14 protein-coding genes and 1 pseudogene are annotated in these 21005 nt (G+C 27.4%); 1 reads left to right on the forward strand and 14 read right to left on the reverse strand.

Annotated features, from left to right (window positions below; all coding sequences use genetic code 11):
- Positions 1–152 precede the first annotated feature (152 nt).
- Positions 153–812 (reverse strand): annotated as a pseudogene (locus Q0F58_RS10285) (RNA-guided endonuclease InsQ/TnpB family protein); the annotation flags it as partial.
- 55 nt (positions 813–867) lie between these two features.
- Complete coding sequence (locus Q0F58_RS10290) at positions 868–1401, reverse strand: putative ABC transporter permease (RefSeq protein WP_294375962.1); 534 nt, start codon at positions 1399–1401, stop codon at positions 868–870.
- Between the two features lie 190 nt (positions 1402–1591).
- On the opposite strand from Q0F58_RS10290, the gene Q0F58_RS10295 reads away from it, so the two are divergent.
- Positions 1592–2797 (forward strand): DHHA1 domain-containing protein, encoded by a 1206-nt coding sequence (locus Q0F58_RS10295; protein WP_294375965.1) that lies wholly within the window; start codon positions 1592–1594, stop codon positions 2795–2797.
- A gap of 483 nt (positions 2798–3280) precedes the next feature.
- Here the strand turns inward: Q0F58_RS10295 and Q0F58_RS10300 are convergent, their stop codons facing one another.
- The 12 genes from Q0F58_RS10300 to Q0F58_RS10355 form a co-directional block, all read right to left on the reverse strand.
- On the reverse strand, positions 3281–5050 hold the full coding sequence (locus tag Q0F58_RS10300; RefSeq protein ID WP_294375968.1) for a methyl-accepting chemotaxis protein: 1770 nt from the start codon (positions 5048–5050) through the stop codon (positions 3281–3283).
- Between the two features lie 33 nt (positions 5051–5083).
- A complete protein-coding gene (locus Q0F58_RS10305; RefSeq protein ID WP_294375971.1) occupies positions 5084–6988 on the reverse strand; it encodes a [Fe-Fe] hydrogenase large subunit C-terminal domain-containing protein in 1905 nt (634 codons plus the stop codon).
- Positions 6989–7254: 266 nt separating this feature from the next.
- On the reverse strand, positions 7255–8688 hold the full coding sequence (locus Q0F58_RS10310; protein WP_294375973.1) for an HD domain-containing phosphohydrolase: 1434 nt from the start codon (positions 8686–8688) through the stop codon (positions 7255–7257).
- Between the two features lie 207 nt (positions 8689–8895).
- Complete coding sequence (locus Q0F58_RS10315) at positions 8896–9879, reverse strand: CPBP family intramembrane glutamic endopeptidase (protein ID WP_294375976.1); 984 nt, start codon at positions 9877–9879, stop codon at positions 8896–8898.
- Positions 9880–10204: 325 nt separating this feature from the next.
- Entirely contained in the window at positions 10205–13495 is a 3291-nt protein-coding gene (locus tag Q0F58_RS10320; protein WP_294375979.1) for an NEAT domain-containing protein, read from the reverse strand.
- A 172-nt stretch (positions 13496–13667) separates the two neighbouring features.
- A complete protein-coding gene (locus Q0F58_RS10325) occupies positions 13668–14060 on the reverse strand; it encodes a YbaN family protein (protein ID WP_294375982.1) in 393 nt (130 codons plus the stop codon).
- A 213-nt stretch (positions 14061–14273) separates the two neighbouring features.
- Positions 14274–14579 carry a nitrous oxide-stimulated promoter family protein gene (locus Q0F58_RS10330; RefSeq protein ID WP_294375987.1) on the reverse strand — a complete coding sequence of 102 codons (306 nt, stop codon included), beginning with the start codon at positions 14577–14579 and terminating at the stop codon, positions 14274–14276.
- Positions 14580–14824: 245 nt separating this feature from the next.
- Positions 14825–16495 carry an ABC transporter ATP-binding protein gene (locus Q0F58_RS10335; protein WP_294375989.1) on the reverse strand — a complete coding sequence of 557 codons (1671 nt, stop codon included), beginning with the start codon at positions 16493–16495 and terminating at the stop codon, positions 14825–14827.
- The gene (locus Q0F58_RS10340; RefSeq protein ID WP_294375992.1) at positions 16496–18298 is read right to left on the reverse strand and encodes an ABC transporter ATP-binding protein/permease; all 1803 of its coding nucleotides are present in this window, start codon (positions 18296–18298) and stop codon (positions 16496–16498) included. It lies immediately after the preceding gene.
- Positions 18299–18768: 470 nt separating this feature from the next.
- Positions 18769–19542, reverse strand: coding sequence for a nitrilase-related carbon-nitrogen hydrolase (locus Q0F58_RS10345; RefSeq protein WP_294375995.1), 774 nt, complete (start codon positions 19540–19542; stop codon positions 18769–18771).
- A gap of 206 nt (positions 19543–19748) precedes the next feature.
- Entirely contained in the window at positions 19749–20093 is a 345-nt protein-coding gene (locus tag Q0F58_RS10350; protein WP_294375997.1) for a phenylpyruvate tautomerase MIF-related protein, read from the reverse strand.
- 149 nt (positions 20094–20242) lie between these two features.
- A complete protein-coding gene (locus Q0F58_RS10355; protein ID WP_294375998.1) occupies positions 20243–20779 on the reverse strand; it encodes a hypothetical protein in 537 nt (178 codons plus the stop codon).
- Between the last annotated feature and the right edge of the window lie 226 nt (positions 20780–21005).

The raw sequence follows: 21005 nt of genomic DNA on the forward strand, positions 1-21005 counted from the left end.
CTGCTACTTAAAATGTAATCAAATATAAACATTTTAAGAATATTACTGTTTCAATGTATCTGCTTTTGCTATTAAAGCTACTTGCATTTGATATGATACTCCACAGTCGTAAATTCCCGACTAGCCATCGGTACATACTTACATTTGCTTGATTATGCAATCTTGTAAGTTTCTGCATCTCTTAAATTAAGACTTGCGTTGTAATCTCTATCTTCAATATACCCACAATCACATTTGTAAATTCTATCTTTAAGTTTTAAGTCTTTCTTTATAGAACCACAGCAATTACATAATTTACTTGAAGGATAAAATCTATCTACAATTCTTAATTCAATACCTAAAGCATGACATTTATTAGTTAATTTATTTCTAAATTCATAGAATTTTTGCTTTGCAACTGCTTTAGATAGATGTTTATTTTTCATCATACCTTTTACATTTAAATCTTCAATAGTTATAAAACTTGGTTTTCGCTTTATGATTGAAGAAATTGTTTTATTAATATAATCAGTTCTTGTATTATCTAATCTATGATGAAGTATTTGTACCTTAAGTATCTGTCTGTTTATATTAGATTTAGTAGCAGTACCTCCCTTCTTTTTTAAAAATTCATATTTTCTTGAGAGTTTTCTTTGCTCTCTTTTTAATTTTTTCTCTAATTTCTTTATATTTTGTGTTTTATTTATATTTTTATAAGTATTACCATCAGAACATACTGCAAAATCTTTTAAGCCTAAATCTATACCTATTCCTTGATTAGTATTCTGAACAACAGTAACATCTACATCAACAATGACTGATACATAATATCTACCACCTTTTATATTTTATCAAATATTTTCTTATGATACCATAAAACAATTAAAACTATTCCATTTTTTCTTTATTTTTCACTTTTTTACATAATATATTTTTCAATGTAATGATTATATCTATAATAAAAATCATATCAAAAACAATCAAAATACAATTTATAATACTGTGGTAGCCAGCATATATTGTAAATATCCTAGGATTTAAATATACTACTCCAATATAACTTAATACAAACCAGTATACAGAAAATACAAAGCTTATATATCCATTAATATTATATTTCATATCAGAATAATCCCAATAAGACTTGCAAAATATATGCTTTAACATATATCCAGTTATATATTCTACAAGTGTTGGAACTAAAAAACATAATAGAATAAACATCACTTTATTGATATTTAAAATTTCATAGCAGAATATTAATATAGTCATTGCTATCCCATACATAGGTTTTAATGGCTCCATTAAAAAGCCTTCCTTTTTAAATATTCCTGTAGAATACTTTGAATATAATTCTTCTATTATCCAGCCAGCAAAAGAATAAACTAAAAATGTAAAATTAAAATAAAATATCGACTTCACAACTATCACCTGCATACTTTAATATGATTTTATTATCTGTATAGATGATCTGATTTATCCTTGCAGTCTGCTATGTAATGTTTAATACATTATCCATTTTTATGCATATTCATTATTATTTTGTAATATTTTCTGCTATAATTATCATGTAATTTGATAGTAATGATTAAATATTCAGGAGGCCTTATTTATGGAAAAATTATATTATGACAATCCTTATTTAAAGGAATTTACTGCTGAAATAGTAGATATACAAGAACAAGATGGAAAATTTCGTGTAACATTAGACAAAACAGCATTCTTCCCTGGTGGAGGTGGACAGCATTGTGATACAGGTATGATTGGTGAACATAAAGTTATTGATGTATATGAAGAAAATGAAATTGTTTATCATATAGTTGAAAAAAAACCTATTAAAATACATAATGTAAAATGTACAATTGATGCTGAAAGAAGAACAGATGGTATGTGCCAGCACTTAGGTCAGCATGTTTTATCAGGATGTTTCTTTAATCTATTCAATGCCAATACATTTGCAATTCATCTTGGTGCTGACATAAGCACTGTTGATATTTATGGTGTACTTACTGAAGAACAGGTAAGAACCGCTGAAAGACTTGCGAATAAAGTTATTGGAGATGCTTTAAAAGTAGAATCTTTTGTTCCATCTAAATCTGAATTAAAAAAATTAACTTTAAGAAGAGCTCTTCCAAATACTAATGAAGAAATAAGGATTGTAAGAATTGGTGATGACTTTGATATCAATGCATGCTGTGGACTTCATCCAACATGTACACTTGACTTAAGACTTATAAAAATTAAAAAATTTGAAAAGCATAAAGAAGGAACAAGAATAGAATTCCTTGCTGGAAAACGTGCAGTTGAAGATTCATTTAAAAAAGATGAATTCCAAAATTCAATCTGCAAATATCTAAATTGTAATGAAAATGAAGCAATTAATGGAATAAAAAATTTAAATAACAGTCTTAAAGAAGCCAATGAAACAAATAAATCCTTAAATATAGCTCTTGCTAATTATCAAGTAAAAGAACTTATTGATAACGCAGAAAGTATTGGTGAATTTAAAATTATAAAAAATATTTTTGAAAATGAAAATGTAAAATACGTAAATAATCTTATTTCAAAACTAGTTGAAAATCCAAATACAATTGTTCTTATGGCTGTTAAATCTGAAGAAAAAACCAATATGATATTTGCGTGTACTAAGGGATTAAAAGATGTTAAAGTAAATGAAGTTTTAAAGGATGCCATTTCTCTTATCGATGGAAAAGGTGGCGGAAGTCCATTCATGGCTCAAGGGGCTGGTAAGAACAGTGCTAATCTTGAGGGTGCTATGGATTATGCCTTTAAGAAAATTAAAGATTCTTTATGCTAGATGCTGATAATCTAAACATATAAAAAACTTATTATATCCATGTTGCAAGATTAAAATTTAATTCGTATATGTAAGACTTAAAAAGTCTGCTTCACAGAATTAGACTGTAGATATGTTTGTGTAATTGATATATTTAGTTTTAAAATATTACTGAAAATTTTTGTTTTCAACAATATTTTTTAAGTTATCTGCAAGTTTTTGTGAATATTATTTTCTAATAAATTAAAGAAATCTTGTAAAGATTTTATCCTTCATTATCAATTGTACATTGTCAATTAGATATATTATTAAGAAATCTCACATATATAATAATATTTTCATATTAATTATATATGTGAGATTATTTTTACTTCATAACCTTATATATTACATTCAAAATTTGCATCTTAACGCACGTTATAATAATAAAATTATATAATTCAAAGAAATCTTGTAAAGATTTCATCCTTAATTGTTAATTATACATTGTAAATTAAATTAATATCAGATTTTGAATCCTTCAATTAATTTATTAAGTTTTACTGCTAATTCAGCTTGTGATTCAGCTGTAGCTGCAACTTCATTCATACTTGTTTCTGTTTCTATTATACCCTTAAGTATTCCCTGTGAATTTTCACTTGTTTCCTTTGAATTGTGAGCCATTTTGTTTATCATAATCTTTATTTCTTCCATTGATGCATTAAGTTCTTCTGACATTGCTGCAATATCAGATGAAATTGAACTTATTTTCTCTGCATTTTTATAATAATATTCACCAGATGAAATAAATTCATTAAACTGACCTACAATATCACCATTCATAAATTCTAAAACTTCATTAGTATTATCTGAAAGATTTTCAAATGCCTCCTGAACTTTTCCAACTGTTGAACTTATCACAACAGCTGATTGAGATGATTCTTCTGCAAGTTTTCTTACTTCTTCAGCAACTACTACAAATCCTTTTCCATATTCACCAGCTCTTGCTGCTTCTATTGAGGCATTCAATGCCAATAAATTAGTCTGCTCAGAAATACCGCTTATTGCTTCTACCATTTCCGAAATTTTATTTACAACTTTTCCTTCTTCTATAGCCTGCAATATCTTATCTTCTTTTTCACTATAAATATTATTTGTACTGTTAAGGCTTCTGTTTCCTCTATTTTTTAATTCCAGAGATTTTTCTTTAAAGTCAGAAGAAATATTACTGCTATCAGTTGATTTAATAGAAAGCTGTTCAACGCTTATATTAATTTCTTTCATAGATTCATTAATCTGATTTACTGATTCATCTGACTCATTCATATTTTTAACAATGGCTTCAGTTTTATTTGTCATTTCTGAAACTTTTTCAGTAACTGCATTAGTCAAATTTGATAACTGTTTGCTTGATTCAGTCAATGTTGTAGAATTATTTGCTATTTCTTCAATGAGACTCTTTATATTTTCCTGTGCTTTATTTAAAGCTTTAGCTGTTATTCCAAATTCAGTTTTATCTGTTATTTCTATAGGTTCAGATAAATCATAATTAGAAATTCTTTCCGCAAGTCCTGATATTTTCTTCAATGGTACAACTAAACTTGATGAAACCTTTATTGCAATTCCAATTGCTATTAATATTAAAACAATTGTCATTCCTATAATAAGCATTGTAGCTTGTAATACATGCTTTCCTAAAACCTGACTTTTTTCTGCAACATCTTTATCTATATCATCAACATAATTACCTGTGCTTATAATCCATCCATAAGGTTCAAATAATTGTGAATATGCTCTTTTAGGAGATACATCTTGTTCATTTGGCTTTATATAGTAGAAATCTGTATATCCACTACCTTCTTTTGTTGCTACACTGATAATATTTTGAATTATTTTTATTCCATTCTTATCAGTTTCATCAATTCTATTTTCTCCTTCTCTTTCTTCAAGCAAAGGATGTGCTATCAATGTTGCATTAACATCATCAATCCAAAAATATCCAGTTTCATTATATCTTAATGATTTTATTAGATACTTTGCCTCATCCTTAGCCTGTTCTTCTGTCAATTCTCCATTAACCTGCTTATCATATATTCCATTAAGTAATGATATTACATTTTCTACTTGATACTTTATCTCCTTATCATAATCCCCTCTGCTCAATTCTTCATATTCAGAGATCATTGTTTTATTATTATTATTTAAATTAACAATACATACTCCTGCTATAAAGACAGCAACAATAACAGAAATTATCACATTCATCAAAATTATTTTTCCCTTTAAACTTTTCACTTTAACCCCATCCTTTAAAATTAGCAGACTGTTTTATTTTATATCGATCAATTCACTGCTGTTTTCAACAATTTCATTGCTTTTTGCTTTTATATCACTTATTACTTTAGATATTACTGAAATATCATTATTTATTTTTTCAACTTTCACCCCTAAAAGTTCTGATAATTTTAAAACTTCAGAAATACTCTTAATCATTTGCTCTTCTTCATTTTGAGTTTCCTTAACAACATTTTTTGATTGTTCTGCAAGCTTCTGAACCTCATTTGCAACAACAGCAAATCCCCTGCCATGCTCACCTGCACGTGCTGCTTCTATAGATGCATTTAATGACAGTAAATTAGTCTGCTCAGAAATAGCAATTATATTTTTTGACGATGTAATAAAATTTTCAACATTTTTATTCATGCTTGAAATATTACTTCTCAATGTATCTGAAGTATCTGTCATGTCAACTAGTTCATTAGATATATTGTTAATGGATATTGATGTTTTTTCATTATCATTATTTACTTCGCTAATATCTTTTACTAGTCCTTCAACAAAGCTTTCAAGTTTCTTAGTCATATCTTCCTTTTCATTTACTAGATTCTGAATATGAATCATTGATTCTTCAATTTTTTCTTTTTCATCAGAAACTTCTTCAAATTCATTTTCTATTTTCTTTTTAACGTAATAAATACAATTTTGTTTAAAATTTATATTATTGTAAATCATTTTAGCCATCTTCTCGCAGCTTATATATCCACAGGCACTACAATTTAAATTTCTTTCTGTTTCGTTTTCTTTTAGCATGTCATTATACACTTCATTATATTCTTCACTTGTTGGAACTTTAAGATGTGGTCTATCCTGTTTAGTGTACTTTCTTATAAAATCATTGATATCAAGCTGTTTATCAAACATATTATCCACAGTTTTTGCTTTATTTTTATTAAACCTTCCTGAAACTTTAAGCTTTTTGTTTTTTATACCTTCAAATATATCCTGTATTTCATATTTACCATAATCACTACAGTTTGCAGTTCCTAAATTACATCCATCAGCACAATTTAACAAATCAGAAATATCAGGCATTTTTTTATTTTTCTTATCTTTTTGAACAAGATCTTTGACATATTGTATAAATTGTTTCTGACCTTCAACTTGATGAATTGTTAAATCCTTTCTTCTTGCAAGAATATTTTCCTTTAATCCCCCAGGAATACTGTAAATATCGCCCAAAAACGTATCAATGTTATCAAATCCGGTTTCAGCATATCTATTTATATCAATATTATTATACTTAATATATTCTTGTATCTTTTTAAATGTAATATTGTATTTAATATAATTTTCAGTGTTTTTATCATGAATTTCTAATGTTTTGGCTATACATGGTGACAACATCGCTATATCTCCCTTAATATGCTTATATTTTTTCAAATATATTGCTGTACATAATGCTGGACTATGTATAGGTGCTAAATATTTAATCAGAGATTCCTGATATTTTTCAATATATTTAACTACAACAGGACATGGTTGTGAAATTACTGATTTTCCAGGATTATTTTTAATATAATCTAGATATCCCCATGTAGTTATATCTGCTCCAAAACTTATATCATAAATTAATTTAATTCCTAAGGATTTTAAATATCCAAATAATTTCTTGTAGTTTGGTATATTTACTTTAATTGCTGGAGCTACAATTAAGGTAATATCTTTCTTATTTTTAATATCTGTAAAAAACGCTTCAATATCATCATGATAGGCTCTTGCTTTATGTTCACAAACTTCTATACATTTCCCACATTCTATACATCTTTCTGAATTAACATCTACTATCTGTCTTCCATTTTTTATAACGGAAATATTTGCTCCCTCAACAGGGCAATTCCTTATGCATTTATTACACCCAACACATTTCTCTTCTATAGTATCAATTAAACTCATATTTTCCCCCCTGCATTATATTCCATTTTTTATATAAATAGTTAAATGATTACACACAACTTCAAAAAATTAATTTTAGCTATCAATAATAATTGATAATTCTTTTACATCTACATCCTTTTCTTAAAATATAGTGTATTATTATTATTATTATTTGTCAAATCCATACAAAACCTCATAAATATGTATATATAGTAATAATAAAGATATATTTCATTTTTTAGTTTTATATACAAAAATAAAGCATTAAAAACTTTAATCTGTTTTTAATGCTTTAAACCACTTTCTAAGTATTTTACAAATACTTCAACTATTTTAGGATCAAATTGTTTTCCTGAATTGTATTTCAATTCTTTAATTGCTTTTTCCTTGCTCATAGCCTTTTTATATACAGTATCCGTAGTCATAACATCATATGAATCTGCTATACTCACAATTCTTGCTACAAGAGGTATTTCCTCTCCCTTCAATTTTAGAGGATATCCTTTTCCATCCCATCTTTCGTGATGGGCTAATACACCTTTTGCTACACTATCAAGCTGATTTGACGCTCTAACTATTCTATATCCCCGCTCTGTATGACTCTTTACAATTTCAAATTCTTCATTGGTAAGATTTCCTCTTTTCAAAAGTATAGCTTCATCAATACTCATCTTTCCAATATCATGAAGACTTGCCACAAGAATAAGTTCATCCATAACAGACAATGGCAGTGATATTAATTTCCCTATTATTATAGAATACTTTACCACGCGTTCAGAGTGTTCCTTTGTTTCATAACTTTTTTCCTCCATACTTGCCTTCATGGAATTTAATATAGAACTGCTTAAACTGTTTTTCTGATGAAGTTTTTGAAGATATACTTTATCTTCTGCTTCTTTCAATGCTTTATTTATATCTACATTTTCCTGCTCAATAATTGAAAAACCTAAAGATATACTTAATTTAATAAAATCATTATCATGTTTCTTACATTCTTCAAATATATCTTTTATTATATTTTCACATTCATAATCAGTAGTATTTGGTGCAAGAATAACAAACTCATCTCCACCAATTCGAAAAACATAATTGCTAGACCCACATATTTCTCTTAATACTTCTGCAATGCCTTTTAACAAAGTATCTCCCTGTGAATGTCCAAATGTGTCATTTACTAGTTTTAATCCATTTGCATCTCCCATTATCACACCTAATGGCAGATTTTCTTTTGAAACTATCTTTCTGCTTATCTTTTCATAATAATTTCTATTAAATGTTTTAGTCAACGAATCTACATATGTTACTCTTTTTAGCTGTTTATAATTATTTTTTAATAAATTATACTTTTTCTCTAGTCTATCAGCTACTTCTAAATAACTTTCATATCCCTCTGATAAATATATTCCTCCAATGGCTGTCACCTGTTCATAATCGTCAGTAATTGGTACCAGCTTTATTTTTATTTTTTTTCCATTTACTATATCATTTATAATTATTGATTTTTTTTCTGCATATAAATAATCATATTCCTTTGAAATCAAATCACATGTACTTTTATCTATTGCATCTGTGAATTTAATTCCAATTAACTCCTCATTGTTTTTCTTATATACCTTTTTATAAGAATCATTAATATATATCATTCTAAATTTATTGTCAATTACCCATACTGGAGTAGGAATATTGTCTACAATTTCCTTGAAAAAATCATGATTCATATTTTAATAACTTCCCTTTCAAAGTATAATCTATTTAATGTATATTTATTATAATATATTTTTAGTATAATTCAATCTTTTCTTTATAATATATCTTACAATTTCCAATGGACAATAAAGAATCAATTCTTTTCAAGATTTCTTTTATATTTTTAAATATAGTTTTAATTTTGCAACATATATAATAAGCATGTTTTTAAATAATATTTACATGTTTTTAGAAATTATAGTTATGCTAACAAAAAATATATAAAATATAATATATGCTATTGTTCCTATATTAAAGACAGAATAAAAAAACTTCTTTTTTATTCTAAGAAAACTATGCTTTTCTTTTACTATATTTACAAATTCCTTACCATACTTAAGGAAAAAATAAAACAATGCTGAAATTCCACCTATATAATATATACTGGTCCAAATCAAAACAACATTATTTGAACAATTTGAAGAAACTACTGTTGTAGCCATAGCTATCATATTATTAAACATATGAACTGCTATAGAAGGAATAATTGATTTACTCCTTAAAGCTATAAATGAAAGCACTATTCCCATAAGTACCGGATTTATAAACTGAACCAAATTAAAATGAAACATAGAGAAAAATATTGAAGTCATTACTATTCCAATAATGTTCCCATACTTACACATGTTATTTAAAATATATCCTCTAAAAATTATCTCTTCAAATATAGGTGCAATAATACATGTATATGAAATGAATAATATAAAAAATATATTGCTTTGTGGAATACTGAAATCAGGTGATGGTATTTCAATTCCTTTAGATTTAATAATTCCAGAGTAAATTAGAAATATTATACTTGATATTATTCCTATTCCTAATGAAGATAATGCTCCTGATATCATAAATGGTAGTGATAATTTTTCAGGCTTTCCTAAATATATTTTTATGCTTTGTTTAAATACTATCATACAAGCACATATTGCCGTTATATCTGCAATTATGCATGGAAGATATCCCACAAAAAAATTATATAGTTCTTTTGAATTTTCATCTGATTTTATTCCATTCACACCAAGTATGTTAATAATAACATTTCCTAAAAAATATGTTATAATCGCTAACAAAAGAAGTATTGCTGCACATCTCCCAGAAGTACGTTTTATGTCACTTTTCATTCCCTTTTTTATTTTTAAAACATTCTCATTAAAATCATATATCATAAATTCCCTCCATGATATGTATTTAAATGAATACATTTATAATTAATTTCAAACTTTATTCTAAAAAATACATCCTCATTACATTTATACAAATTAAGTTAATTATATCATAATAATGTTATTAATATATATTTTAATTAATAATATTTATTCATTATTTTCATCTGTTCCATATATTGCAATTGACAATGTACAATAAACAATTGATATTAAAAAGATGAAATCTTCCTAAGATTTCTTTTATACTATCTAGGATTTTTCATCTATTCTACATACTTCAATAAGCTATATCCTAAAGTTTCCCTTAAAATATAGCTTATTTTTATTACTCTGTTATTTTATTTAATAATTTATAACTTCTTCTTCTCTTAAAATAAGATGATGCTAAAGAAATAAGCTGATTAAATATTATTGTCAATGCAGAAGTTGAAACTGCAATTTTCATAGGACTTATTTCTCCAGTAGAAGAATTTCTAGTAGTTTTATCAATCAGATTATCCAGAACTGAAATATCCTCTGATTCAAAATCATCTCCTACAGTACCTTCTTCAACTAAAACCATAGTATCTTCTAAAAGCTTGATTCCAAAGTTTATATTCATTTTAACAGGTTTTATAAATATAAATGACTGAATATCATCATTAACTGAATTTATAGGAAATCTGAATGATTTTATTCCATTTGCTTCATCTTCAAACACTACTTCATACTTTGTTTCAGCTCCATTAACAGTAAATCTGAAATTATCCATAGCACTTGTTCCTGTAAATGTAACAGTAATATAAAATTGTCCATCAATCTCTTCTAATATACTTGTTTCATTTAAGTATTTTCTCGCCATAGTTCTTCCCATAGCGCTGTCACTTACTATTTCATTATTTATAGTATATCTTTTAAAGTATTCACTTGCTTCAATAGCTGTTTCTGAAAGCTGATCCATAATTTGTTCTGCACTTCCTGAATCAGATGAACCTCCAAAATCCATTCCCACTAAACTGCTTGATCCCCCAGAAAAATCTCCTGAACCAGAACCAGTCCATGAACTATCTGAACCACCTGAACTTCCTGTTATCTCTTCTAACTGTTTAGAATTAACTTCTTCTGTTTTTACAAATGTTTTTGTATTTTGAAGAAGCTTCACTCCAAAGGATATTTCCCTGTTTATCATATTTATATAAGATTTTATAGTGATATCTGGATTATCATTAGGAACTTCAAATTTTATACTCATAGTATTATTTGCTGAATTCTTATTTAATGTATTATATTTAACTTCGTTACCTGAAACAAGCACCTTTATTCTGCTCATCAAATCCGTATTGTGAAGATTTAATGTAAGATATGTCTTATCATTTATAACTTCTAAAGTACTAGATTGACCTATTGCATCTCTTGCTGCCTGATATCCTATCTGACTGTCACAGACAATTTCGTTTTTAATTGAATATGTAGTCTTTGTATAACTTTGAAGTCCACTTTCTTCTTGTGATGGACTGCTTCCATTAGAACCACCATTATTTAGATTGTCGTTCCCACCTTCAGGTTGAGAATTGCCACCTTCGTTTCCTTCTCCATTTCCATTACCTTCTCCAGTTTCACCATTTCCACCAGCTCCGTTGCCTTCTCCTTCTCCGTCTTCATCATCACCATTTCCATCATCATCTTCTTCTAACGTACTTGATCTTAGAAGTACTCTGAATTTTACATTCATATCACCCATTATTTTAATTTTAGATGAAATTAATATTTCATCACTCAATGAACCTATTTTAAATTTTATATGATACTTATCCCCGGAATTTTTAACTACGTCAACCTTACTTACATTTTTACCATTAACTTTTACACCTATATCAGACATTAAAGAACCTTTTGTAAATTTTAAGGTAACATATATCTTATCATTTTTAACTTCTATTATACTCTCATCATCAAGATAATCTCTTGCTACAGATTCACTATTGGAATTTTCCTTTAATACTTTATTCTGTATTGTGTATGTCCCATCTTCTAAATCATTTTCATTCTTTTTATCATCGTCATCATCATCATCTTTTTGTGATTCTTTATATTCATCCAAAGTGTTGCCATTAACCCTCACTATAAATCCATCATTAAGACTTCTTGTCAATAGATTAGTAAATTCCATAGTATCATTTATGGAATTTAATTCTACTCTTACTGTAAATGTACCATTAGAATTTACAGTAGAACTAAAATTTTTTCTTTCTCCATTTATTGAAAGTTCACGATAACTCATTATATCAGGATTTGCAAATGTAAAATAAGCATAAAGTTTTTTCTTTTCAACTTGAACAATACATTTATCTTCCATATAGTTAGCTATTATAGGAGTTGCATTTCCATCACTTCCTATTACAAAGGCTTCCGCCTTAAATTTCTTGTCTTCGTTTAAGTTAACTTCAGGAGCATTCGGAAAACTCACTTCATTTCCTGTTCCTCCGCTACCTGTATCCCCTGTACCTGAACCAGAGCCTATACTTACTTTATTTCCATCTGGATCTGTTATATTTTTTGTATCTAATTTTAAATCAAATGCAACATCATTTTTTACTGGAATAATAAACATAGACATTTTGATTTTATTATTTAATGATTTTATAGGAAATTTAATATGGAAATTTCCCTCTTCATCATTTACCAATGTTTCATACTGAACTTCAGTACCATCTATAAATACTTTTTGATTTTTCATCATACTTCCAGATGTAAATTTCAATGTTAAATAATAAATTCCATCTTTTAATTCTAATTCACTTTTTTCATTTAAAAATCCAGCTGCAGCAGATGGAGTAGAAGTTCCTTCTGCTAATGCTTGATTTTTTATAGTATAAATTATTCCTTCTTTTAATCCCTCAGAATCATTTCCGTTATTATTATCTCCATCAGCATTGTTCTCACCATCACCATTTCCAGAATTATTGTCTCCATCTTCTGAACCGCCATTATTTCCTTCACCTTCAGGTGTCCCAGGCTGTGGTTTGCTTTCACTACTTCCTCCACCATTATCAGTTTCACCGTTGCCTGGATTTCCTTCACCATCTCCATTATCAGGCTGAGAAGGTACACTTGGAAGTTTATCTAAATCAACAATTTCTCCATTTTCATCTTTCAGCTGAGTTTTATCAACTTTTATAATTGTATCTGCTGAAATACTAAACAACCCTGTAGGATTAATTTTCATTGGAAGTTTTATTTTATCATCAAATGTTTCTATTCCAAATGTTAATACTATTGTTCCCTTATTATCATTTTCTATTTTACAATCTTCAGGCTCAACATCATTTACCTTAACACCAATGTTTTTTATCATCTTAGCATCTGTAAATTCAAGCTTAATTTTTATTTTTCCATTTTCCACATAAACATCTGCTGTCTTGGTTAAATTATTATTTGCCATTGAATCTTGTGATTCATCCGTAGCTTTTCTTGCACTGACTGGAATAGTATATGTTCCGTCTTTCAATTTAACAGTTCTGCTATTTAATAATGAAGTAATCGATTTTCTAGTTTTATCTGTTATAATAGCCTGTACCGGCATTGTTCCCATGATTATTGTCGTGGCTAATAAAGTAGCTATAATTTTATTTTTCATATTTCCTCCTAAATAGTATCCCATTTTTTATATATTCCGATTAATGTATTGCAATTTATAATATAATGATGAAATCTTTACATGTATCAGGTAAATTTCAAATGTAATTTTCATATTGCAACACATATATAATTAATAAATATCCTAATATACAGCTTGTATGTGATTTTCCCTAATTCTCTATTTCTTTCTCTTCTTTTATGGTCTCTATAAAATTGAAAAAATAATAGTATTTAAATATTATGACAACTACTATTATTCCCTTAACTAACAGACTATCTAATATTATTAATGGAAAAAGCATCATAAAATCTGCAAATAAAAGTAATGACCATTTTTGTTTTAATGTCATTGCTCTATTATTCACAAATGACTCTAAATGTTTTTTATATAATTTTGTACTCTTAAACCATCTATCAAATCTGTTTGAGCCTTTAACAAAACAATATGATGCTAAAAGCAAAAATGGCGTTGTCGGAAGTACTGGAAGTACAACTCCAATTGAACCTAAAGCTAATGATATTATTCCAGCTGTCAGGTATAGATATTTTTTTATTTTATTCATAAATATTACCTCATTTAATATTTTCAATTGACAATGTACAATGGCCAATTTTCAATTAAGTATGAAATCTTTCCAAAGATTTCTTTAATATTTTTACATGTGTTAAATAAATTTCAAATGCAGTTTTAATCTTGTACATATATTTTGTATATAAACAGAATGTATAAAATATCTTGCATCAAAAATTTCAGTTATTTAAATAATCTTATATTTCTAATAAGTTAAATGTTTTATTAGTTCTATTGGCCTGCATAGTACTAATCTTGGTCCTGAAAATCTCATAACATCTTTAATTTTTGCTCTCATGTCCTTTTTATAACAATGTATCTTACATTTTCCACATGTTGTTTTTTCATCTCCAAATTTACAACGTGACAATCTTAAATGTGCATATTCCAATAGTTCATTGCATTCTTCACATAAACATCCATTCTTAGAGCCATGCTTCTTTTGACAGTATATATCTATCATTAACTTTATGACTTGTTTTTCATGTTCAACTCTTCCCTGTTTTTTCATAATTTTCTCCTTTAATAAATTTCTTAGTAATCTGTGTTATTTCAGTTGACAATAAACAATTGACAATGACAGATGAAATCTTTTCAAAATTTCTTTAATCATTATGTAGTCTTATTATTAAAACATATTCTTACAGCAATTATTGTTTTTACAAGTTTGCTTTTGAAAATCATTATCATTATTCAAGTTTAAATTAAGAGGATGCTTTTGTTAATCCTCTTAATTTAACATATATCACATTGCCCCTAGGCCTTGACTATTTTTTTATTTTCAAGCTTAAAAATTCTATTACATATTGCTGTTGTTGATTTTCTATGTGATATTAATATTATTGTTTTATCTTCACAGTTTTCCTTAACTGATTTTAATATTTCACTTTCATTTAATATATCAAGATTGCTTGTAGGTTCATCTAGTATAAGAACATCACTATCTTTTATAAATGCTCTTGCAAGACCAATTCTCTGTTTCTCACCTGATGAAAGCATTCCTCCAAGCTCACCAGCTTTTGTTTCATATCCATTAGGAAGCTTTTCAATAAATTCATGTATTGATGCCTTCTTGGCAGCTTCTATAACTTCTTCTCTAGTTGCATCAAGCTTTCCAATCTTAATATTCTCTTCTATAGATTCATTAAATAAATATGTCTCCTGACTGACAAGATTCTGATTTTCTCTTAAAGATGCAGTAGGTATTTCTTTTATGTTTCTGCCATCTATATTTATGTTTCCAGAATCAACATCCCAGAATCTCATAATCAGTTTTACGAAAGTGCTCTTCCCTATTCCACTTTCACCTATTAATGCTACTTTATCGCCCTTATTGATTTTCACTGAAACATCTTCAAGTATCTTTTTCCCTCTTCCTTCATATGAAAAATCAACTTTCTCAAAATCAATAGCGCTATCTTTTATTTTTTCATTTCCTTTTATCTCTTCAACATATGGCTTTTCATCAAAAAGTGCAAAAATTCTGTCTGCACATGCAAATGTATGAAGGAGATTATTTGAAAGATTACTTAAGGCTACAACAGGTCCAAATGATGATGATATTATAATTACAGCAACCATCAATCCAGCCATGGATAAATTACCATCAACAAATAATTTAAATCCTAATATAACAAAGGATAATATTGCTGACATTATTGTCAAATCAGTCGCTGCTCTTATTATTCCTTCATGGTTCTTTATTTTTGAAAGACTTTTATTTAATTCTCTAGAATTCTCATTTATTTCTTCTAATCTTCTTTCTCCTTCATTAAATAAAAGTATTTCCTTAAGTCCTCTCAACGAATCAAGTATATATGAATTGCTTTTTCCAAAATTATCTCTATATTTTACTCCTGCATCCTTAGCATATTTTGATGATAAATAAGGTATTACAAAGCCAACAATTATAAAGAATAATGCACCAAGCACTCCAAACCAAGGGTTAATCATAAATAAAACTATTGATATTATTGTATTTGTTATTAATGCTATTAATATTGGTGCTATAGTATGTGCATAAAACACTTCCAAAAGTTCTATATCTGATGTTATTAAAGAAATCAGATTTCCCTTTTCCTTACCTTCCAGTTTTGCTGGAGCAAGTCTTCTAAGTGCTGTAAAGACTTTGTCTCTCAATATAACAAGTATTTTAAATGCTATATAATGTCCTGAAAGCTGCTCTGCATATCTTAAAAATCCTCTTAAAACTGCACAGACAATCATCATGACTATGGCATTTTTAAATGTTATAGATGTTATTTCTCCTATCAGAACTCCAAGAGCAATTCCTCCAAAGGCTGCTATTGAAATTGCTGCAAGAAACCCAAAAATCCCCATAATAACTGTTATGAACATAAAAGGTGTAAGAGGTTTTAACTCAACAATTAATCTCTTCATTATCTGAAATCCTGATCTTCGTTTCATCTAACATACCTCCCTTGCACTTTCAAGTTCTCTTTGTGCTTCTATCATTGAATAATATTCACCCTGGTCTTTATAAAGCTGCTCATGATTTCCACTTTCTACAATTTCACCATTTTTCATGACATAAATCTTTTCTGCATCTACCACATTTGCAAGTCTGTGAGATATTACAAGAATAGTTTTGCTCTTTGCAAGTTCATAAATAGATTCCCATATAAGCTCTTCACTTTCCACATCTATATTGGAAGTAGCTTCATCAAATATAATCATCTTTCTATTTCCAAGTATAGCTCTTGCAAGTGCAAGTCTCTGCTTTTGACCTCCAGATAATGCACTTCCATTTTCGCCTACATTTGTATTAACTCCATCTTTGAGTGATTTTACAAAATCGTATAATCTTGCTTTTTTTAATGCTTCATTTATTTCTCTTTGGCATGCATCTCTTTTACCCATTAAAAGATTATCTAAAATTGTTCCATTAAATATGTAGCTGTTTGTTGATACTAATGAAATCATACTATAGATATCTTCCATTCCTATTGTTTCTATATCTACACCATTAATTGAAATCTGACCCTCTGTTACAGAATTAGTATTTAAAATAAGTGATGCTATTGTACTTTTTCCACTTCCACTCTTCCCTACAATTGCAGTCATTCCATTACTTTCAATTTGAATATGTGCATTATTTACAACATTTCTAACTCCATCGTAGCTAAAACTTACATTTTTTAAATCCACTGAAAGTTCTTTAAAATCATCTTTAGAAATTTCTTTCATCTCTTTATTTTTTTCTTCTGAATCCAATAATTTGAATATTTTTTCACATGCAGCCATACCATTCATTGCAATGTGGAAATATGATCCTAAAAGTCTTAAAGGAATAAAAAATTCAGATGAAAGAAGTATAATTACAAGAAGCCATCCAGCCTGTATATTTCCATTCTTAAATTCTATAAGAGCTGTTATAGTTCCAGCTGCTGCTCCTCCAAATGCAATTAAATCCATGACATTTATAGAGTTAAGCTGCATGCTTAAAACCTTCATTGTAACTTTTCTAAAACCTTCTGCTTCTTCATTCATTTTTTTATGTCTTATATCATCAATATTAAATACTTTCAAAGTAGTAAGTCCCTGAAGATTTTCCAAGAAAGTATCTCCAAGATCTGCATAGCTATCCCAGTACTCACTCAATATCTTTTTTGCAAGTTTCATTATTGCTATTATAGATAAAGGAATTAATGGAACACATATTAAGAATATCAACGCTGATTTAATTGATATAAATGAGATAAAAATAAAAAGTGTTATCGGTGCAAGCATTGCATAAAAGAACTGTGGAAGATATTTCCCAAAATAAACTTCTAATGCTTCAACACCTTCAATTGTCATCTGTACAACTGTTGATGTGCTTTGAACTTCTGTATAAGATACTCCAAGTTTTAAAAGTTTTTTATATATTAGTTCTCTAAGATTTACTCTTGCATTTGCTGAAGCTAAGTATGAAAATCTTCCATATAGAATATTACTTAAATATCGTATAATAAGTAATACTATAATAATGCCTGCTGAAGCTGATAATGAAATGCTATCTGTCAGCTTAAATGTCTTAATAATTTCAAGGATACTGTTTTGAGAATTAAACAGATAATCCTTAGCAATATAAATTCTGTTTATAAATTGCCCAATCATTAAAACTATCAATATATTACACATTATTGATATCCAGCTTGACAAAACTGTTAAAGCTATGTATTTTTTTGAATCTTCACATAGCTTTATTAATCTTTTGTTAATCATCATAATGTTAAATTTCTCCTCTAAATTGTGGTTATCTTTAGTATATTTATAGCTAACAAATTACAATATAACCAAACTGATTATATTATAATGTTTCCTTAATTGATATCGATAATCAATAATATAACATATTTCATTTTCTTTGTAAACGACAAAAAATCATTTTAATTGACAATGTGTAATGAACAATTGACAATAAACGATGAAATCTTTGCAAGATTTCTTAATATTTTTATATATGAATATTTTTCGTAAATCAACATACAGTATAGTATAATTTAGCTCAGTATATATACTATATATTGATATAAATTATAATTATAATAAATTTTAATCTTACAACATATATGTAAATTTAAAAAATCTTTCAATAATAATTATTTTCAAAAGATTTTTTTACATGTTTATATTTTATTAATTTTTTCGTTATGTTTCTGCCAAAATATTCAAAATAATATCTGTTCATTTTTAATTTAATATATCCTATATAATTTTTCTCTTCTGTCCTTTTTTAAACTAAACGATTTTCTAATTTTACTTACTTTATCAGAATCTATTTCTGCTGTTATAATCTCCTCCTTACTATTTAGTTCATTTAAAACATTACCTTCTGGATCAACTATCATAGAACATCCATTATAGTATAATCCTCCCCCGTATCCTGTCCTATTTATTCCCGCAATATAACACTGATTTTCTATTGCTCTTGCTTTAAGAAGCGTAATCCAATGTTCTTCTCTCTCTTTAGGCCAGTTTGCTGCAACACATATCAGCTCTGAAGTTTTTGAGGCAATCTGAAATATCTCTGGAAATCTTAAATCATAACATATAAAAGGTGTTATATTAATATCATTAATCTTACATTCAACAATATCTATTCCTCTTAAATATACTTTATCTTCTCCACCATAACTAAATGGATGTATCTTGTTATAATTACATAAAACTTTTCCTTCATTTGATACAATAATATACTTGTTAAATCCTTTCTGATTAGCAGCAACTCCAAATCCAATACCAATATTTATATTATAATTTACTGCTGTTCTTCCTACCCAGTTTACAATTTCTTCTTCTGAAAAAGTATGTTTTGTAATATCCATTGTAAACCCTGTAAGAGACATTTCAGGAAACATCAACAACTCTATATTATTTTCTGCTGCTTCCTTTGCAAATTCTTCTATCTTATTCATATTTCTATATATATCTTCCCATTCTATATCCATCTGCACAATTCCAATTTTCATTAATCTCTCCCCTTTTCAAATAATTTACGCCTAACAATGTAAATCAGTTTAAACATAAAAAAATCTGCTTCGCAGACTGTGTGTTTCTGCCCCTTTCTAAAGTTATCCACAAATTGTCCAAATTATAATTTCCTAAAGAATTAAAAAAGTGCTCTTTCCAAGTTTAAAATAAAAACTTAAAAACAGCACCTTTGCTTAATATTAATTTAAAAATTTCGTCCGTTCCATCCCCAGTTTTCAACTTCTTCATATTTAATATAAATTTTACTCTGAGGTATTCCTAATTCTTCTTCAAATATTTTACACACTGCATCTGTCATGCTATCAAAAGATTCTTTTGTAGCTTTTCCAAATATCTTTACTTCAACAAATGCTCCTTTATCCAGTTTTTCTCCTCCAAAATACAATTTATATTCATCTTCAAATCCAACCATTAAAAAAGCTTCGCTTTTTCCAGGAAAAAGTCCAATTGCTTCCCCTAATCTAGTTTTTATGATTTCTTCTTTTTCTGGTGAAAGTTTAACTGTTACTTTTGAGCCTATAAATGGCATAAAAAAACCTCCTAAAAATTATAAATTAAACATCTGTTTTCCTAAATAACTATAATTATATATTATATTTATAATTATAGGATGTCAATTAAATCACTATTCTATATGTTAAAATCTTAGACATATTAGCATTCCGAGTATCTTCTAAATTAACATTTATGCTCTTCTATATATTTTATAAATTCATCTGTTTTTGACCAATATTTTATTCCCCAATTTTCAAAATTCCATTCGTCCATATAATCATTACATTCATAATCTACATAATATATTTGTCCATTCTGTGGAATGAAATTCGTTGGAAAATAATCAATGTTCGTATTAGCTTGATATAGTTTATCACACATATTTTTAACTTGTTCTATATATTGAGAAACATCTTTATCAGATTTCACCATATCCATGACAGTCTCTCCTTCTATATATTGTTTTAAAATATGTTCTTGTTTAAGATCCACTTCATACATATCTGGCATTGGTATTCCTATATTTTTCAAACGAATATAATCATTTATTTCAGATTCTATCTTATTTCCAAATTGGTAATAGTCGCAAGGTTCATGATGTATCTTTTTTACAACATAATTTTTTTCTCCATCGTTAACAAGATAAGAATAACCTCCCTTTCCCTTTCCCAATAATCTAATAACTTTAAATTCTCTTTTATTCACTTTTATTATTTCCATTCTTATTCCTCCTCATTTTTAAAATAAATTATAATTACACCTTAATACTATATACACAACTAAAAGTATATCTTCATACTCTAATAGTATACCATCTACATACATATTTTAAAATTTTTTTAATATATTTTATCCTCAATTATAATATTCTCCTTTTTTCCACTATCTGATGTAAAATCAAAAGATGTTGATAATTCCTCTTCTGATAATCCAGAAATAAGTTCAT

The organism is uncultured Clostridium sp. (assembly GCF_934754915.1).
GTDB lineage: Bacteria > Bacillota > Clostridia > Clostridiales > Clostridiaceae > Clostridium.